Origin of the sequence: Lysinibacillus sp. NPDC093210 (assembly GCF_044753985.1) — a bacterium.
In the GTDB taxonomy this organism is placed as follows: Bacteria; Bacillota; Bacilli; order Bacillales_A; family Planococcaceae; genus Lysinibacillus.
Map to the genome: position 1 here is coordinate 25,120 of NZ_JBIVOE010000016.1, position 18,842 is coordinate 43,961.

An 18,842-nucleotide genomic window follows, 5' to 3' on the forward strand; every position below is an offset into this window, starting at 1 on the left:
GCGATTTAAATGGCTAGTAAATCAGAAGTAATGAAAGATGAAGGAGTAAAAATTACATTAGGCAGCAAAGAATTCGAAGTAAGGTTTGACTTAAATGCTTTATGTAACCTCCAAGAGAAGTTTGGAGATTTCACTAAAGCATTTGATGGGTTGGAAAAACAGGATTTCAAAAAAATACGATCATTGTTACATGTGGGCTTGGCTAATGGCGAGAACATTAACATCACTGAAGAAGAAGTTGGAACATTAATCAATATGAAAAACATTACAATCGTAACTGATGCACTTACAAAAGCATTTGGTGACGCTATGCCGTCCACAGCTGAAGAGGGAAAGTAACCGATCCGCAAGGCGATAAAGAGTTGCCAGCGGATTTTTTTATATACATCGGAACAGTTCATTTAAACATGGATGAATTAAAAGTGTGGAGGGCAACCCCGCGAAAGCTACTTGCATTATGGGATAGGCACTGCATTCACAAAGGTTGGAAGAAGAAAGAAGAAGAGCAAGTACCACGTGCTTATGCAGACCAAATTCAGTGGTAGAAAGATGGTGAGAAAATGGCTGATGTAGGTGATTTAAGAGTTAGATTATCGCTCGACAATGCACAGTTCGAACGGTCAGTTGCTTCAATGAACCGCACATTACAAGCGATGGGTCAAGAAATACGAGGGCTTCAAAACAGAGGGCGTGAATGGGGCAGTACGATAGAAGGCTTACGTTCAAAGCAAGAGGCGTATAGTCGATTACTTGAAGGACAACAAACAAAGGTACGTCGGTTAGCTGAAGAGTATGAAAAAGCTAAACAACAATATGGTGAACACTCTGAACAGGCAGAACGACTTGCAGTACAACTAAATAGAGCTTCTGCCGAAATGGACCGTACAGAGCGAGAATTAAGGGAAACTACTGCTGAGTTAGAAAGGCAAGAACGAGAATTAGCTAGGTCTCAAACTACATGGGCAAGGTTTGGTGAAGCAGCGTCAGCAGCTGGTGAGAAGCTTAAAACAGTAGGAAACAAAATGAAAGACGTTGGTAAGGAGTTATCTTTAAAAGTAACTGCTCCACTTACAGCATTAGGTGTAGGCGCAACTAAGGCAGCAATTGATTTCGAAAGTGCGTTTGCAGGAGTAAGAAAGACTGTCGATACAAGTGAAGAAGGTTTTAAGAAACTCGAAAAAGGAATTCTCGAAATGGCTCGAACACTTCCGGCTTCTGCTGCTGAAATAGCGGGCGTTGCCGAGAGTGCAGGGCAACTAGGGATAGCAGAAGAAAATATCTTATCATTTTCCAAAACAATTATAGATTTAGGTGAATCTACAAACTTGTCTTTAGAACAAGCAGCTAGTGAATTTGCTCGTTTTTCTAACATCACAGGTATGTCCCAAACAAACTTTGACCGATTAGGATCATCAGTTGTAGCACTAGGTAACAGCATGGCAACGACTGAATCTGAAATTGTTGAAATGGGTATGCGTTTAGCAGCACAAGGTAAACAAGTAGGTATGTCAGAAGCGCAAATCATGGCGTTAGCAGGTACTATGTCCAGTTTAGGGATACAAGCCGAAATGGGTGGTACTGCAATGACTACTATACTCAAAAAGATTCAATCTGCTGTAGGTTCAGGAGGAAAGGATCTAACCGCATTTGCTAAAGCAGCAGGAATGACTGGGGCAGAATTTAAAAAGGCATTTGAAACAGATGCAGTAACTGCTTTAGATTTGCTTGTAAAGGGTTTGGCAAAGTCATCTGAGGGTGGGGCTAATCTAACAACTATCCTTGCTAATTTAGGCATAAAAGGTGTATATGAATCCGATGTGTTACTACGTTTGGCAGGTGCTAGTGATTTATTATCATCAGCAGTAGACACCTCAACAAATGCCTGGAAAGAAAACACTGCATTGACTAATGAAGCAGAACAGAGGTATGCAACAACAGCCGCCCAATTAGCGATGTTAAAGAATAAAGTTGTGGAAGTTGGGATTTCCTTCGGGAGCGTCTTACTTCCTTTTTTAATTCAAATTGTTGATACGTTGTCACCAATTGTTATGAAATTTGCTGAAATTGATAAAACAATACAAATAGTTATTATGGCGATTGCTGGAATTGTAGCTGCAATAGGACCTTTATTAGTTGTTGGCGGTGTTTTAATCTCGTCTATCGGTTCAATAGTTTCTGCTTTCGGAGTCTTTTCGAGTGCAATGGCAGTTGTTACAACTGGAGTGGCTGCTGCTACACCAGGAGTAGGAGCACTTGCGGGCGTTATCACAGCACTTTCAGGTCCTATAGGTATAGCCATAGCAGCTATAGGCGGTTTAACAATCGGTACAATAGCTTTTGCAAAGCACATGAGCAATGATGCTCTACCAAGCGTTGAACGTTTTGGTAAGAAGGTTTCAGATTCTACAAAAGAAGCACTTAACGGATTTTTTGATCTAAGTGAAAATGCATCACAATCTGTCACTAATATGTATGTGACCTCCACAAAAGTAACATCTGAAATGGCAAAAGAGCTTACTTCACAATTTGATGAAATGAATAAAAAGATTGTGGAGGGTATGAAGAAACGTAATGCTGATCAATTATCAGATTTACAGAATTTCTTTATGAACTCATCAGCTTTATCATCCGAAGAAGAACAAAAAATAATAGCTGATACTCAAAAACGTAATGAGTGGGAACTTCAAGAACAGAACACCATGAATGAACGAGTAAAAGCAATTATGCAAAAGGCTGCTGATGAAAAGCGAGAATTAACAGAGCGTGAGCATGAAGTTATTAATAACTACAATCAAAGCATGAAAGAAAATGCTGTAAGAACGTTCTCTGAAAGTGAGCTAGAGCAAAAAGTTATTCTTGAACGCATGAAAGAGAATGCTTCTATAATTTCAGCCGAACAAGCAGCAGAAGTTGTGAAAAATGCTGTTAAGCAAAAAGAAGATGTTTTAAAAGAAGCGAACGAAACATATGAGAAGCGAATTGCTCAAATTATTCAGATGCGTGATGAAACAGGGGTAATATCAGCAGAACAAGCTGATAAGATGATTGCTGAAGCTACTAAAGCTAGAGATCAAACAGTCCTCTTAGCTGAGGAACAACACCAAAAAATTGTAGAAACAGCTCAAAAGCAAGCAGATGAACATGTTGAGAAAGTGAACTGGGAAACTGGTGAAATTTTATCTAAGTGGGAAGTCTTTAAAAATAAACACGCGGATATTTTTAATCTTGTTGAGGAGAAATACAAATTAGTTACAGATTCACTAAAGGAAATTACAACTACTGCTTATGATTATATAAAAACTACAGTGAATGAAAAATTAGGTTTTGTCGTTGATTTTGTAAAAGAGCAACTTGATAAGCTTAAAGAATTTTGGGATGAAAATGGAGAAGCAATCTTTGCCATAGTCAAATTCTATTTTGAAAATATAAAATCCAACATAGAAATGGTCATGGGTATTATCAAGGGTATCTTTGAAATTGTATGGCCAGTCATTGCGGGTTTAGTAAAAATCACTTGGAGCGCGATGAAATTTACGATAGGTAGTGCACTGGATGTAATTTTAGGAATTATACAAACAGTTTTGAAACTAATCCAAGGAGACTGGAAAGGTGCTTGGGAGACAGTCAAAAAAACTGTTGAAAAAATATGGAGTAATATTGAACAGTTTTTCAGAGATGTCGACCTAGTTCAAATCGGTAAGGATATTATCAACGGATTAATCAAAGGTATTGGTAGTATGGCTGATGCTGTATGGGAAAAAGTTGAAAGCATTGCTGACGGTATTACTACAACAGCCAAGAGAATCTTAGGCATCAAATCGCCTTCTCGGGTGTTTATGGCTATCGGACGAGATACGATTCAAGGTATGGAAATTGGAATGGCTGAACGAGAAGATACCCTCAATGCTGTCATGAAGGATTTAACTAATAATTTATTAGATATTACTGATCACTATAAATCCGAAGAAAAGAAAATCACTGATAAAGCAAATGCTGATATATCTAAAATTGAAAAACGCTCTAAAGAAGATGTTGAAAAAATCCTACGAACAGCTGCATCGAAAAAGCGCAAGACGACACAGGATGAAAACATCAAAATTCAACGTATTCAAGAAGATGCAAACAAGAAAATTGCTGAAATCGAAAAGAAAGCAACAAAAGAATCTGTTAACTTGCTTACCAAAGACCAACAAGAAAAGTTAAAAGAAATTAAGTTGTTTATTGATGATAAAAAATCTTTAGGTGAATTAAGTCTTGAAGAAGAAGCTCAAATTTGGAAAGAGTCGTTAGATCAATTCGATTTATATTCAAAAGAGCGTGTTACAGCACAAAAAGCTTATAACAAAGCTATTGAGGATATTAACAAAAGGGATTTAGAGGAAATTAAACAGTACATTGCTGATAAAAAATCATCAGAAGAATTATCGCTTGTTGAAGAAGCAAAGATTTGGGAAAGAACAATTGGGCTATTTGAAGAAGGAAGTAAAGAGCGTATAGATGCACAGAAGAATTATAAAAAAGCTTTTGAAGCTGTTAATAAAGAGATACTATCCGTTAATAAAGACTTTCAAGGTCAGATGCAAACTATTGTTGATGATTTAACAAAGCAAGAAGAGCAATTAAATAAAACTTATGATGATGTGTATAACAAGCGTAAATCAACGCTTATGTCTTACGCGGGAACATTTGACGAATTCAAAGTTGAACTTAATCGAACAAGTACTGAATTAATAGGAAATCTACAATCGCAAGTAGATGGTTTTAAACAATGGCAAGATCAATTCGCAAAGTTATCAGAACGTGGTATTGATGCTGATTTATTAAAGGAACTTTCTGAGTTAGGTGTTAAAGCACTGCCAGAGTTAGCAGCACTTAATAGTATGACAGATGACCAACTGACAAAGTATAGCGAGTTGTATCGTGAGAAATCACAGTTGGCTCGAGAACAAACAGAAAAAGAATTAGTAGGTATGCGTGAAGATACGGATATGCAAATCCAAAAACTACGTGAAGCTGCTAATGATAAATTGAACCTTATCCAGAAAGAATGGGATAAGGCTATTCGTAATTTAACGAGAACAACAGCTAATGAATTATCATCATTACAACAAATCGGAATCGACGCAGGACAGGGCTTATTAAATGGATTAGAGAGCATGCGTGGACCATTGATTGATAAAGCTACTGAAATAGCAAACAGCATTAAAGAAGCAATGCAAGGAGCATTAGATATTCATAGTCCTTCACGTGTAATGAAAGGTTTCGGTATTAATATTGCTGAGGGTTTAATACAAGGCATGAATAGCATGATTGCACAAGTTGAACAGTCTTCCACAGGATTGGCTAATGCAGTAATAGGTGGTCAGAATAGTTATGATTACTCTAAGCAATTTAGTCCAAGCGTAAAAATTTACACACAAGATAGTGGATCGCGTGAAATGGAACGTACGTTACGACGTATGGCATTTGGATTCTAGGAGGTGACGATTTGAATATAAAAGAATTAAAGATTACTAATAGTCGTGACGATTCGATAACATTCGGTCGTCATTTCTTTTTGATTGAAGATTTTCAAATTAGTGGACTTAAAGCAAATGTAAACACATCTACCTTTACGAGTGATGGAGCACATTATCAATCAACTGTGTTGAATGTACGAGAAGTAGATATTCCGTTTTATATCAAACGTGATGGAAATGAAGCTTGGTGGATTGAGGAAAAGCGCCATGAAATGTATACAGTATGTAACCCTAAACATAATCCGATGCGGCTGGACTTCACTACAAAGGGTGGACAGGAGTTTTATTTATACGCTAATGCAGAGATGGCACCTGTTTATAACAATGGTTTTGAACATGACAATAAAAAGTGGTTAAAAGGGTTACTACAATTTATAGCTACTGATCCGTTTATATATGAAAAAGATGATTACTTTGCCGAAATTGGCCTTTGGAATCCAGGGCTTGAATTCGCACTTGACATACCTGAAGGCGGAATAGAATTGGGATACCGTACGCCTTCTACAATGATAAATGTGGAGAACACAGGGCAAGAAGAAACTGGTATGATTATTCGATTTAAGGCTACAGCCACTGTTAAAAATCCTTCGTTAATCAATGTAAATACGTATGAAATGTTAAAGCTTAATACTACAATGCGACCGGGTGATGAAATCTTTATTAATACAAATCGTGGTAAACGGTCAATTATATTAAGCCGAAACAATGTTCAAACAAACGTTTTCAACATACTAAACTTGTCCTCCACATTCTTGCAGATAGATGCCGGAGACAATCTCTTTAGGTATGAAGCAGAGGAGAACATCGACTTTTTAGAAGTGTCGTTTAATTATCGTGCAAGGAGAATAGGGGTGTAAGCATGGTAGATTTATTTGTCTTTGATTTAAACTTCAATGCTCTTGGAGAAATAAGTGAGTATAAAAAGCTTATTCTCCAAAGGAACTATTATAAATTCAGCATGCTTACTTTGATTGTACCTGGAACACCTGAAATGATTGAGCTTTTAAAAATGGACAACATTATTACTACACAATCAAATCCAAATTACGGCTATATCATTCAGCACTTCGATTACATTGATCAAAATGGAAGTGAAATCGAAGTGGTTGCATACTCGCTAAACTTCTTAACCTCTTGGCGAGTTATTGAAAGGCAACAACGGTATGTAGGAAATGTGGAGGACATAATTAAATCTTTCATTTCATCAAATGCAATCAATACTAGTCCAAATAAAGTATTGCCCAATTTAAGACTTGCAGCAAATACAGGCATAAAGATTGTGGACGACAGCACTAAAACAGGTGGGCCTGTAAGTGAGCATTGTTTTGCTTTATGCCAGAAGCACGAAATGAGCTTTGATATTTTGATTAATCACAAGGATAAAAAGTATGAAGTGTATACATGGCAGGGCGAAGATCACAGTATTACTCAAACAGTTTTACCACACGTAATTTTTAGCAAAGAGTTTGATAATGTCATCAAACAAAACTATGTAAACAGCAATGTAGAAACGAGAACAACTGCTATCGTGGCAGGTGAAGGAGAAGGCACTAACAGAAAGACAGCAACAGTAAACGATCATTTAAAAGGTTTTAACAGGCGTGAATTGTATGTAGATGCAAGGGACTTACAAAGCAGTTACTTAGATGATAATAATAACAATGTCACATTAACTCCTGTGCAGTATATAGCAACTTTACAATCGAGAGGTAATGAAAAGTTAGCAGAATACCAAGAAATCGAAACATACGAAAGTGAGATTGATATGTTTGCTCAGTTTGAATACGGCATCGATTATTCACTAGGCGATGTAGTTAGTATCCGAAATGATGAGCTTACAAAGGTGATGCATGCAAGGGTAGTGTGCGCTGAATTAACGGTTGATAGGGACGGCCAAGAATTACGTGTAGAATTTGGCTCGAATATTCCTACATTGAATGAGAAATTAAAAAAGGCGGTGAGGTAATTGGCTATACGAAGTGGAATGTTTAATAGTGTAAATGGCGATAGAAAAGTTGATGCAGCGTTCTTCTCTCTCTTCTTTTCTACTTTCATCGGTGATGGTGTGTTTCCTAATCCATCAACAGGGCTACAAATTGTGGAAGGTCAGGGGATGCAGACTATCGTTAAACCAGGTAAGGGGTGGATACAAGGTCGATTTGTGATAAATGATAGTGACCACATATTTAAGCATGATATTGCTGACGGTGTATTAAAGCGAATTGACCGTGTGGTGATGCGTCTCAATCATTTAACAAGACAAATTGAAATAGTGTTAAAAAAGGGGTCACAGGCATCAAGTCCAACAGCTCCAACTATTCAAAGAGATGCAGAGGCATATGAATTAGTTTTAGCGGATGTTTTAATTAATGCTGGCACTACTCAAATAACACAAGGTAACATTACAGACCAACGATTAAATAAAAGCTTGTGTGGTATTGTGCATGGTTTTATAGATCAAGTGGATACAACAACAATCTTTAACCAATATCAATCATGGTTCAACCAATATAGCACTGGTAAAGCGCTTGAGTTTCAGGAATGGCAAACTCGCGTTACATCAGAACTTGAAGCATGGATTCAAGCTGAAGAGTTAGATTTCACAGCATGGAAACAAGACCAAGAGTTAACGTTCATACAATGGTCTGACGGTCGTAAAGACGCATTCGATGTGTGGTTCGCAACAATCAGAGGGATATTGGATGAAGAAGCCGCGGGTAATATTATGAACGTTATTAATGACCATAAGGATTCTCCAGTACCTCATAAATACTATGATGAAGGACTGGCTCAACCTATGCTATACGGATTAAAGCGTAATGCGGATTTAAACACACCAGCATTTGTATATGGCGCTACCGAGGCAGGTCCATTATCGACAATTAATCTTCCAAGTTACGAACAAGTAGAGGGTGTTAAGACCGCACTCAAAGTCGAAATGGAGAACACTGGTGGTAAGATTGTTGATATTTATAATAAAAAATATAAAGCGGTCATGAGTGAATTAGGTGAGTTTAAAGATCATTTTGGAGTAGATGAAGGCGCTAAATTGGACGATGATTTCAAAGCGAAATATCCTACTATGGCAGCAAAATACAAATTAATGGGTGGATATGTTAGAACACACCTTTGGAATAATATACACTTTATACAAATTGGTCTCGATGTTATATTCGTCGATATGAAAAATCTTACGGTCATTAGTGCACATACAGTATCTCATATCAATTATGTATATTCTGTGAACACTCCTACCAACTATTTCGTAGATTCAAAATATATTTATATAAGAGGGCGTCCTAATACAAACAATTCATTATCATTTGCTGTTTTTGATAAAAATACTTTCCAATTTGTTACTGCGATTCGTTTAGCAACTGCAATATCTGGATTTACTGACCAAGTAATTGTTGGCGAGATGGTTCTACAGGGAAATAGACTATTCGCGACTTGTGCTAGTTTTAATAACCAAATATTTTGTTTTAACCTTTCGTACGATGGTAATGGCGTTCCGACTGGCTTAACATCAGGTAATGTAGGATCATTCGGAAGTGGTAGTGGTAATCCACCTAAAATTTTCTATGGTGATTCTGAATTTTTATACGTAGGTTATATTACTGGTGGACTCACAATAGAGAAACGAAAATATAATTCAGTAACGTTCTTATATGACCTTATAGCAAGTAATACGAGCCCAACTAATGGATTTTCTACTAATCCCACTTGGATTTATAAATATAAAGTAGACGGCGTTAACTACATGCTAGTCCATGGAACGAGTAATTCTACTATCAATGTTTTAAATATGGATACGATGTCTCTGCATAATCAAATATTTAGCGGACAATCAGACCAATATCCGACATTCGATTATGACAAAGGCGACAAGTTATATATACAACCACAAAGTGCAGTTTTTGTAGATATAAACGGTCTAGTATTCGAACAATATTGCGAGTTGACTTTGGTCGGCAACCTTTGGTATCCAAAATGGAATTTTACTCCGGTATTGAAAAGATATAATAGTGATGCCAGTATCGCCATATCGAGGATATTTATGTTGGGATCTAGAGGGTTTGTTAAAGATGGAGTGTTGTGCGCATACAGATCTTCGCCTATACCTGGTGGTTTAACAGGACACTTTAAATACGATAATATGTCAGTGTTAAGTCACTACAAGGAGGTTATTGAATGATTGGTTATGCATATCCTAATGGCGATGGCTCGTACGCGTTATTCTTCAATATTAATGGCGTTCCCGAATGGATGCGTCCTATTGTTGAAGAAATGACGATTCCTGAAGGCTCTGGTATTTTACAAAAAAAAGAGGATGGTTCTTTCTATTATGAACCGTTCCCGATAGACCATGTGCCGACTCCAGAACCTGAGCCAGAGCCAGTACCACCAGTCGAAACTATCGAGGAAAAAATAAATAATTTATTTAACATGACAGAACAAAACAATTTAATTACAGTCGATGCTGTATTAGGTGTTTATGAAGAAGTTCTTGCATTACGTGAAGAAGTAGCAGCATTAAAAGAAATAACCAACAATGTTTAGAGCGCTGTTGCTAAAAATAAAATTAAAACTAAAATTGGAGGTCTACAAAATGGTAGATGGATATGTATTATTAATTGCAAACACTGACAAAACAGGCTCAACGATTGATCGTGTGCCAGCGAAATTAAAAGAACAGGTACTAGCAAAGTTAAATGCACTCGGGCTAGACGGATATGGAAACCCAATTGAACAGATTACAGGTGAGACGCAAGCATAGCTTAGCGTTATTTTTTATGCCTTCCACAGATAATTGTGGAGGGCTTTTATTATACGAAAAGGAAGGTGTCAGATGAAAACAGACACACTATATACATCAATCGTAGGTGGTTCAATGGCTTGGGTCGCCTATTTTGTTGGGGGCATTGACCATCTAATTAAAGCTTTTATTATTTTTATGATTATTGATTATGCACTCGGATTAATGGTTGGATATGTTTACAAAAATATTGAGAGCAAAAAAGCATTTAAAGGCTTATTCAAAAAAACAGCAATGGTATTAATGGTCATTGCTGCAGTGCAATTAGACTTAGCAACCGAGAGTGGGAACTTCATGCGTAATGCAATGATTCTTTTCTTAATCGGTATGGAAGGCATCAGCATGATTGAGAATCTTGGCAAGTTAGGAATCAAGGTGCCTAAGTTTTTATCTAACGCATTTACGCAACTTCAAATCGACAATGATGATAAAAAGGATGATGCAAAATGAGTACAAGCGTAACAACTACATGCCGAGACTTAGCAGAACTTTTACCTGTAGCACAAACAGCATGTCGATTGCTATTTCAGGAGTGCTATAAAGCAGGCATTAAGAACATCTTCATTACTGAAACATATCGCTCACAGGAACGGCAAAATTACCTGTATGCACAAGGTAGAACACGACCAGGACAGATTGTTACTTGGACTTTAAACAGTAATCATAAATCACGATTAGCATGGGATATTGCGGTTGGTCCTCCACAGTCATTATATGATGTCATTACTTTAAATCGAGTAGGGGCTATTGCACGAAAGCTAGGCATTACTTGGGGCGGTGATTGGATAGGAAGTATTGACCGACCGCATTTTGAAGTGAAACCAACTTGGTTAATGCCTAAAGGCTATAAATTAGAAGGACAAGTAACCGTTCCGACTAATAGCAAAGGACAAGTACAATTAATTGTGGAAGACAAGAAGGAGGAAATTATAGTGGCAAATACAAATTGGAATCCAGGTTCACCAGCTATGAAAACTGAAACAGAAAACTTTATTACTCAGGCAGTGAAGGAAGGTATTATTCAAGATTCACACTTAAAGGATTTACAAAATGGAATTATGACAACGGATCGTTTGATTGGTTTGTACATTACAATCCAGCAAAGACGGAGAAAATAAATAATAATGGCCAGCAAAAGTAAATCTAGCCATAGTTTTTGTATCTACAATTCGTATTAAATTGTTTCAAAAAATTAATAAGTCGAATTTTTAATATAAAAACCTGATAAATGTATCTTTTTTACTAAGTGTTAGTAATCATGGCGCCAAAAGGTGGCGGTGCATTTGGCGCGAAGAGGCGGTATTAACGATAAAATGAATTATAGCGCCAAAAAAATGGCGTAAGGTGACTGTTGATTTGGAAGTATTAGTAATGTTAGGATTAATTTAACTCGAGTGTAAGTGAATTTGCTATAGCAAAAAAAGTACTAAAATAATCAAAAATCAGATATTGCTAAAAAAATAATTTATATGATAGCCCGGTAATAGACAATCGTGATATCTCGGGCGAGTATGGTATAACTAATGAATCTGCTGCGATTGTTATTGGTGGTTATAACTTCGCATGCTCAAGAGAATAAATACCATAATTAAAGGTTAGACAACGAATAAGTGAATGACATTCCTAACGTTTTTTGTTATTCTAATGCCAAACAATATAAAGGAGGAGAAGAAATGGATACTAAATCAACAGAATTTGAGGAGTTAGAGAAGAAAGCTATCTTTAAAATAAGTAAAAAGTTTAATAATAGCTTTTTTATTATAATTTCTTTAATATTTATTGCTATAGTTATTGGTTTATTCATTAACTCCTACTTTGTTCATAAAGAAATATTATATGCTTCTAATATGTGCTATGAAAACAATGGTTTTCCCATCGTAGAAAGAGGTTTTATGTCACTTTCTTGGGCTGTTACTTGTAAATAGGGTAACCAACCCTTGCAACCCTTGAATGCCCAGGTACTCAATTAATTTTGAGCCTGGGCTTTTTTTGTTTCCAAAAATTTTATCTTGCCAAAGTACGAACAATTGTTCTAATATAAATACAAACGAATGTTCTTATAGAAGGAGTGTACAGTGATGAAAGAACAACTGGTAAAGGCTATGCAACGCAATCAAATAGTAAACATGATGTATGTGTCCAAAAATGGTGAGATTACAAAAAGACGAGTAAAACTTATTAAGGTTATCGGTGATTCATTCCAAGCATACTGCTTTACACGACAAGCAAAGCGTACTTTTACTATCAATAACGTCTTGGCAGTTGTTCCAGTCCTTCAAAGAGAGCGTATTGTTGTATGATAAACGCGGAGCAAAGACGATTACTTCATAAATACGTAATTTATGATATGGCCATTCAAGCATTGCAACGTGACTATCAGGTGATTGAAAAACTTAAAATGAGTAAAGTATATTTGCCAATACTCGATAAGCTTTTAGATGACATTTCACAAGAATGTTACAACTCCAAAAGACTGTTGGCTAAAGATAAGATTAGAGTCGTGAGATGGGTAAAGACAGATGAATACTTTAGTGATTTAATTGTTGCTACAGCAGGTGAGGACCTTGTGTTGACGTATGCAAATATGGCTTTGAAAACGCAAGTTGAAAAATTATTATTAAGTCATCTAAATAAACAACCAGGCGCTCATAGTTAATTGAGTACCTGGTCTTTTTTTGTTTATTGTTTGTTAATAATGCCTAAGCGTTCCTTAATTGCGAACTGAAGTAATTGAGAGAAATTTATATTTTCTTTTTCTGCTGCATCATTTAACCATTTAGGAATTGTTAAAGTTTTTTTAACAGCCTTGTTTTCAATCTCATCTCTAATATAATCTGTTCTTACTTCTACAATAGAGATAAATGCACCTTGTGGAAGGTCGATATTACTTGGATTTGAAGGGGTTGGAATTTGTTCTCCATCTTCCTCCATTCCATATAAAAAACCTGCTAATACATCTTTAGCCATGTATACTGATTCATCCATATTAGAACCTTCTGTAATACATCCTGGTAGGTCAGGGAATGTTATTGTAAAACCAATCTCATTGTCAGTGCCCGGATCAAAAATTGCTGGAAAATAATATTTAGCCATCTATATAAAACCTCCTTGCAGGAGGACTATTTAAGTCCTGCCTGCTTTAGTATTGAGTTTGTAGTTTTTATTAAAAGGTCTTTCTTCGGATGTGGAACTGTTACAGTTCCTTTTTTAGTAGGATGTTTAAAGTGATGATGACTTCCGACAATCCTATGTAAATACCATCCATCTTTATTAAGTATCTTTATCATTTCTCTTGATGATATGTCTTTCATCTCCTTTCTATACTCTTATTATAACACGTATTATTTATACGTACAATATATATTTTTAATTTATTTTCCTTTTTTACTAAAAAAATCTAAATAAAAAGCCACTCGATTGAGTGACTTTAAATTATATTAAGATTTAATGGACACCGATTTCTGTAGCGTTCATAGCACCTGTCATTCCTACAACGTTATTTACACCTAAATCAGATGCAGCATATCCATCACCAGACAATGGTCCCCAAAATTCTAGGATATCTCCATTCGTTGCATCTATTTCATGTGGTGTGAAGATAGGCATTATATAACCCTGTTCATTCTTAATTAATAAAGCATCTTCCATGTTGCCAAATAAACCTTCTAATTTCTTAACACCAACTAATTCACCTTTAAAATAATAATTCATTCCTTTGAATTTTGATTCGGTTTTATCATAAAGCATAGCGCCTGGTTCTGCTGGATATTTATCTGCATTTTCTTCGCCTTCAGTACGAAAAGTAGGTTTGCTTTCTACTTGAGGTTTACTATCAGTAACTATAGTTTCTTCTGCATTAGCAAAACCGAACTTATTGTCTAATTTTTCATTGACGAAAAGTAGACTAATTTTAGAATCATCATCGCCTTCAAAGATGTATTCTATAATTGAAGAATTATAACTGTTTACATGTTCCTCTTTTGCTTTACCTCCAACGATTTTCTTTACTTCTTCGTAACTCATGCCTTTTTTCAATTTATTAAATTCCTCATTAGTTACTTTGGGATCGTTCACGGTCTCGTCGGTATCATTAATAGCACCAATCGCACCTAAGATAAATACCACTATTAAAGTGATAAACCACCATTTTTTGTAGAATGGTTTTTTATCTTCCTTAAGTTTTATATTCGACATCTATATTCCTCCCTCTATATTTCCATTTTAGGAAATCTGGTAGCGAAAGTACATACAAAAAACAGACAACTGTAATTAGTTATCTGTTTCTTCATCATCTACTATCATCATTAATTCGTTCATATCTGTTATCTCAAAGGCATTCACTAGTTCATCAATTGCGTGTTTTGTGTAACTCTTAGTTTTGTTATTATACAACTCGCTTATTGTACGAGCTGAAAGTGTAGTTCGCTCCGCTAAATCCTTCTGTTCCCATTCACGTTCTGCAAGTAATACCCTCAGTCTTAGTTTGACTACTTTCGCCATTTACTCACCACCATATTATATTTATTCGTAACTTAATTATAAAATACTTCTTTGAATTACGCAATTTTTATTTGACTTACGAAATTCGTAAATGCATTATGTATTTAAAGAGTTGAATCGTAATTTAAAACCGAATTACGAAATTGAATAACGAATGAGAGAAGGTGAAATAGAAATGGCATTCGAATACTTAGCACAATACACAACATTCGATTCAGTAGTAGATATGGATAAAAGTGTGGAAGACCACATGGCGGTTCACTATTACGACCTAACAGAATCAGAACGAGCTATCGTATACAAACTTGCTAGTCACAGCTTAGAACATACTGGCGCGTGTCATTTAAAGGCTTCAACAATTGCTGATGCATTGGAGATCAGTACAAAGACAGTTTATCGAAGTGTAAAGAAATTAGAGTCATTTGGAATCATCGAAAAGGTAACGCAAAGCAAATTAAATGGCATTAAAGGAGCAAGCATTTATCGCATTCTACCGTATGTCCCATCGAGCGTGTCCCAACGAACGATAGTCGATGAAATCAGTAATGACGCGGTTTGCCGTCCACAATCTGAAAACCTATCTTTAAACTCTTTTAATCTTTTAAGTTCTAAACAAGCAAATAATATTATGAGCCTTGGTAATGAATTGGCTTTGCAAGCTGAAAAGAAAACAGAGTACATGAACGAGTACCAAGTGATGCTGTTCGATTTCATGAATAGCTTGCCATTAGCTGATAACTTGAAAGATGAATTACACAAGTTTGTATTAGCTGCACAGGTTCAAAATGCACCTGACTTCATTAAAGCGAAAAATGTTCTATTCAAAATTGCAATGGATATTAAAGAAGGTACTTTAACTGTAGCTAGTACATTAAGAGCCGTATTTGTAGGAGCATATAACAAGGCTATTGACCGTTTAGAAAGTAAGTCGAGTAAATCTTCATCTATAGAAGAAACTCATACTAAAGAACGTCCAGTCCCATTTTACGACTGGCTAAATGAGCGAGATAGTAGTGCACAAATATGTAGTAAACCGTATTTAGAAAATTGGCTAGAATGGTAATCGCTATGAACTATAGGGGACTCAAAAAGGGGTTTAGTCAGTTTGGAGCTCATAGCGATTCCCCCTTACAAACTTCATCATTCACTAATTCTTTATATTTTAATCAATAATAAATATGCCCGATATTGCGCCCGATTGATTACCGTATGGGAATTAGATGGGGCATGAATGGAATGCAATTGTATCAAGGTTTCAAGCTTCATTTTAAAATGCTCATTTCATGCAACTCTTACTATCGTAAGAGAACCGTGACGACTATGAATTGAAGAAGGGATGAAATTGTGCTGTTTGAAATTTTAACAACTGGATTAATGGGTGGAATTGCATTAAAAGCTTTTTCGCAACACAAGGGACTGTCAACAAATGATAGCGGAAAGATTCAACGAATTATTTCTCTTGCTGGATTAAACGTTAAAGATGGTAAGGACACATTGACAACTCAGCTTAATAGAAAGAACCAATACGAGTGGGGTTGGGAATATAAGTACCGTATACCTTTAGGTCGTTCCTTCAGTGACTATGAAGCCAAGCAAAAGGTCTTAGAAGATGGACTGAATAATCGTAAGAAGAACGTTACCTTTAATGATTTACGTCAATTAAATTTCAGCGGAGATCTTTTTCCTCAGCTTCAACAATTGTGGAAGGCAAAACTGACGGAGCAAAAGGAAATTGAATTAGCTTATGATGGCTTATTAATCGTAAGAGTGTATGATAAACCACTCACTAAAGAAGTCTCTTTCATTCCAGGAGAAGGTTGGAAAGTGCCTGTAGGAGTTACAAGGGCTTTAAACGAATTAAAATATCACAACTTTGAAATGATGCCACATGTAGTCCTTGGTGGAGCTACACGATATGGCAAGAGTAATTTTATCAATTCAACCATTTGTAGTCTGGTGCAAAGTAATCCTGACCACTCTAATTTTTATTTAATCGACCTAAAAGGTGGAGTAGAACTGTGCGACTATGAAAACATTAAACAAACGGTTTCCATTGCATACGAGCCACATGAAGCCCTCCACACTTTACAGATGGCATATGAAAAGATGCGTGATATTCAACGTGATTTAAAAAGAATGGGTAAGAAGAGTGTCCAACATGCGAGTATTAAAGAACGTTATTTTGTCATTGTCGATGAAGTAGGGGAATTAAATCCATCTGAGGCAGTTACAAAGGAAGAAAAGCGATTAAAACTAGAATGTCAAACGATTATGAGTCAAATAGCAAGGCTAGGTGCAGGTCTAGGATTTAGGCTAGTCGTAGCAACACAATATCCAGTAGGCGATGTTATTCCACGACAAGTAAAACAGAATGCAGATGCGAAGCTTTGCTTTAGAGTCCAATCGGCGGTTGCATCACGTGTTGTACTGGATGTAGAGGGAGCAGAGTCTTTACCAATGATTAAAGGTCGCGCTATTTACCAAACAGCCGATAAACGTGAAATACTTCAAACACCACTAATCACTTCACAAATTATCCACGATACTATACAACCTCACATTATCGAAAAGAAAGGGGAACGCGTTGAAGAAACACCTATCAAACCGAGACGAACAGATACTGTTACTTTTGAAGAAGTTTGATTTCATGACGCGTGATCAACTTAGTCGATATTTCAATTTAGGAAAGAAAAGAAATACAAATAGAGTCCTGCACAATTTATCAGAATATTTATCATCCATTAGAGACGGCTACGAAACGATTTATTACCTTAGTAAATTAGGTCGTGTATATGTTGGCTGCGAGAAGGTACGTAGGGTAGGCGGGCATGTATATCACACCATCATGCGAAATGAGTTATGGCTGTTCTATAGGTGTCCGAGGGATTGGAAAAACGAAGTGAAAATATCCGACGGCACTACAAACATCATTGTGGATGGCATGTTTTCTCAAAATGGATTTAAGCACTTTTTAGAAGTCGATAATTTACAAACCATGAAGCAGAACCGTGAAAAGATTAAACGCTACGGAATGTTGATGGATAGCCTGGTTAAACAAATTGGTTATTATCCAACCATTGTATGGCTTACTACAACTGAATTAAGACGTAAGCAGCTAGAGGAATCCTGTGAAGGGCTAAAGTGCAAAGTGTTTACGATTAACGATATTCAATAATAAGGGGGATATTAAATGGTATTCAAAAAGAAAATGCAAGTGGTGCCAGCTAGTGAGTTTACAGATTATACGGAGCGATTTGAAGCACTGGATAAAATGCGTGAGGAATCTAAATTTGCGACTCGTAAAGATGTTGCATTAATGACAGCCATACCTACAGTTGGGGCAATCGGTTTGTTTGCATATAACAAGATGGCGAGTGTGCCATCCACAATTAATGATGTAGCTGCGGTACAAAGTGTACAGCAATCTATACCGGTATCTGTAGAGCCAGTACAATCACTTGTAGATGCGTATACATCGACTGCTATTCCTGTGAATGCATTAGCTCAACCAACTGGAGCAATTGCAGATAAGTCCCTTGAAATGTTAGCAAATATTTTAGATCCAATGATTCAGGTAATGGTTGCAATATCTTTCCCAGTTGCTTCAGTGATAATGATAGGTGCATGCTTCTTCTTTATGTTTGGGAATAGCGAAAGAGCTTGGAATACAATTATGAATGCAGGATTAGGATATGTATTAATTCAAATGTCACCATTATTTTTGGAGATACTTAGAACGATTGGTAAGGCTGTATAATAGAAGAAAGACCACTCCATGATGGGTGGTCTTTTTGTTTATATTCCCCATCATATCCCCACCAATGATAGAAAATAAGTAGAGATAAAACAAGTATATGACTAGATAAAACTAAATAAAAAAATAACCGATAAACCCTTACACTTCAAAGGTTTACCGGTTATACAAGAATACGAATAGATACACCTGAATACAGCGTTTCTACAAGAAGCGTTCATGGCTGTACTGAAGATGGATGATTCGAAGTAAC

The 18,842-nt window shown here is 36.3% G+C and carries 20 protein-coding genes; 16 read left to right on the top strand and 4 right to left on the bottom strand.

Annotated features, from left to right (window positions below; genetic code table 11):
• The first annotated feature begins 9 nt into the window (after window positions 1-9).
• From ACIP9C_RS22735 to ACIP9C_RS22790, 12 genes are all read left to right on the top strand, one after another.
• The gene (locus tag ACIP9C_RS22735; RefSeq protein ID WP_401015044.1) at window positions 10-339 is read left to right on the top strand and encodes a hypothetical protein; all 330 of its coding nucleotides are present in this window, start codon (window positions 10-12) and stop codon (window positions 337-339) included.
• Window positions 340-560: 221 nt separating this feature from the next.
• Window positions 561-5,477: a phage tail tape measure protein gene (locus ACIP9C_RS22740; protein ID WP_401015047.1), complete on the top strand. Its 4,917-nt coding sequence runs from the start codon at window positions 561-563 to the stop codon at window positions 5,475-5,477.
• 11 nt (window positions 5,478-5,488) lie between these two features.
• The gene (locus ACIP9C_RS22745; RefSeq protein WP_401015051.1) at window positions 5,489-6,376 is read left to right on the top strand and encodes a phage tail family protein; all 888 of its coding nucleotides are present in this window, start codon (window positions 5,489-5,491) and stop codon (window positions 6,374-6,376) included.
• Between the two features lie 2 nt (window positions 6,377-6,378).
• Window positions 6,379-7,485 carry a siphovirus ReqiPepy6 Gp37-like family protein gene (locus ACIP9C_RS22750; RefSeq protein ID WP_401015054.1) on the top strand — a complete coding sequence of 369 codons (1,107 nt, stop codon included), beginning with the start codon at window positions 6,379-6,381 and terminating at the stop codon, window positions 7,483-7,485.
• Window positions 7,486-9,714: a hypothetical protein gene (locus tag ACIP9C_RS22755; protein ID WP_401015057.1), complete on the top strand. Its 2,229-nt coding sequence runs from the start codon at window positions 7,486-7,488 to the stop codon at window positions 9,712-9,714.
• Entirely contained in the window at window positions 9,711-10,079 is a 369-nt protein-coding gene (locus ACIP9C_RS22760) for a hypothetical protein (protein ID WP_401015060.1), read from the top strand. Before ACIP9C_RS22755 ends, ACIP9C_RS22760 begins: the two co-directional genes overlap by 4 nt.
• A 49-nt stretch (window positions 10,080-10,128) precedes the next feature.
• Window positions 10,129-10,296 carry a hypothetical protein gene (locus ACIP9C_RS22765; protein WP_228134456.1) on the top strand — a complete coding sequence of 56 codons (168 nt, stop codon included), beginning with the start codon at window positions 10,129-10,131 and terminating at the stop codon, window positions 10,294-10,296.
• Between the two features lie 72 nt (window positions 10,297-10,368).
• Entirely contained in the window at window positions 10,369-10,785 is a 417-nt protein-coding gene (locus ACIP9C_RS22770; RefSeq protein ID WP_340823385.1) for a phage holin family protein, read from the top strand.
• Window positions 10,782-11,453, top strand: coding sequence for a M15 family metallopeptidase (locus ACIP9C_RS22775; RefSeq protein WP_401015064.1), 672 nt, complete (start codon window positions 10,782-10,784; stop codon window positions 11,451-11,453). Before ACIP9C_RS22770 ends, ACIP9C_RS22775 begins: the two co-directional genes overlap by 4 nt.
• Window positions 11,454-12,008: 555 nt before the next feature.
• On the top strand, window positions 12,009-12,260 hold the full coding sequence (locus ACIP9C_RS22780) for a hypothetical protein (RefSeq protein WP_401015067.1): 252 nt from the start codon (window positions 12,009-12,011) through the stop codon (window positions 12,258-12,260).
• A gap of 153 nt (window positions 12,261-12,413) precedes the next feature.
• Window positions 12,414-12,635 (top strand): transcriptional regulator, encoded by a 222-nt coding sequence (locus tag ACIP9C_RS22785; protein WP_401015070.1) that lies wholly within the window; start codon window positions 12,414-12,416, stop codon window positions 12,633-12,635.
• Window positions 12,632-12,991, top strand: coding sequence for a YhjD family protein (locus ACIP9C_RS22790; RefSeq protein ID WP_401015072.1), 360 nt, complete (start codon window positions 12,632-12,634; stop codon window positions 12,989-12,991). Before ACIP9C_RS22785 ends, ACIP9C_RS22790 begins: the two co-directional genes overlap by 4 nt.
• Window positions 12,992-13,014: 23 nt before the next feature.
• Here ACIP9C_RS22790 and ACIP9C_RS22795 read toward each other — a convergent pair whose 3' ends face one another.
• From ACIP9C_RS22795 to ACIP9C_RS22810, 4 genes are all read right to left on the bottom strand, one after another.
• Window positions 13,015-13,428, bottom strand: coding sequence for a type II toxin-antitoxin system HicB family antitoxin (locus ACIP9C_RS22795; protein ID WP_401015075.1), 414 nt, complete (start codon window positions 13,426-13,428; stop codon window positions 13,015-13,017).
• Window positions 13,429-13,454: 26 nt separating this feature from the next.
• Window positions 13,455-13,646 (bottom strand): type II toxin-antitoxin system HicA family toxin, encoded by a 192-nt coding sequence (locus ACIP9C_RS22800; RefSeq protein WP_401015078.1) that lies wholly within the window; start codon window positions 13,644-13,646, stop codon window positions 13,455-13,457.
• A 133-nt stretch (window positions 13,647-13,779) separates the two neighbouring features.
• A complete protein-coding gene (locus tag ACIP9C_RS22805) occupies window positions 13,780-14,529 on the bottom strand; it encodes a DUF3862 domain-containing protein (RefSeq protein ID WP_401015081.1) in 750 nt (249 codons plus the stop codon).
• Window positions 14,530-14,604: 75 nt separating this feature from the next.
• Entirely contained in the window at window positions 14,605-14,835 is a 231-nt protein-coding gene (locus tag ACIP9C_RS22810; RefSeq protein WP_401015084.1) for a helix-turn-helix domain-containing protein, read from the bottom strand.
• 175 nt (window positions 14,836-15,010) lie between these two features.
• Here ACIP9C_RS22810 and ACIP9C_RS22815 point away from each other — a divergent pair, with 175 nt between their 5' ends.
• From ACIP9C_RS22815 to ACIP9C_RS22830, 4 genes are all read left to right on the top strand, one after another.
• Window positions 15,011-15,898, top strand: coding sequence for a helix-turn-helix domain-containing protein (locus ACIP9C_RS22815; protein ID WP_401015087.1), 888 nt, complete (start codon window positions 15,011-15,013; stop codon window positions 15,896-15,898).
• 281 nt (window positions 15,899-16,179) lie between these two features.
• Complete coding sequence (locus tag ACIP9C_RS22820) at window positions 16,180-17,478, top strand: FtsK/SpoIIIE domain-containing protein (RefSeq protein WP_401015089.1); 1,299 nt, start codon at window positions 16,180-16,182, stop codon at window positions 17,476-17,478.
• Between the two features lie 4 nt (window positions 17,479-17,482).
• Entirely contained in the window at window positions 17,483-18,010 is a 528-nt protein-coding gene (locus ACIP9C_RS22825) for a replication-relaxation family protein (RefSeq protein ID WP_401015093.1), read from the top strand.
• A 15-nt stretch (window positions 18,011-18,025) separates the two neighbouring features.
• Window positions 18,026-18,592, top strand: a complete 567-nt coding sequence (locus tag ACIP9C_RS22830) for a hypothetical protein (protein ID WP_401015096.1) — start codon at window positions 18,026-18,028, stop codon at window positions 18,590-18,592.
• Window positions 18,593-18,842: the final 250 nt, after the last annotated feature.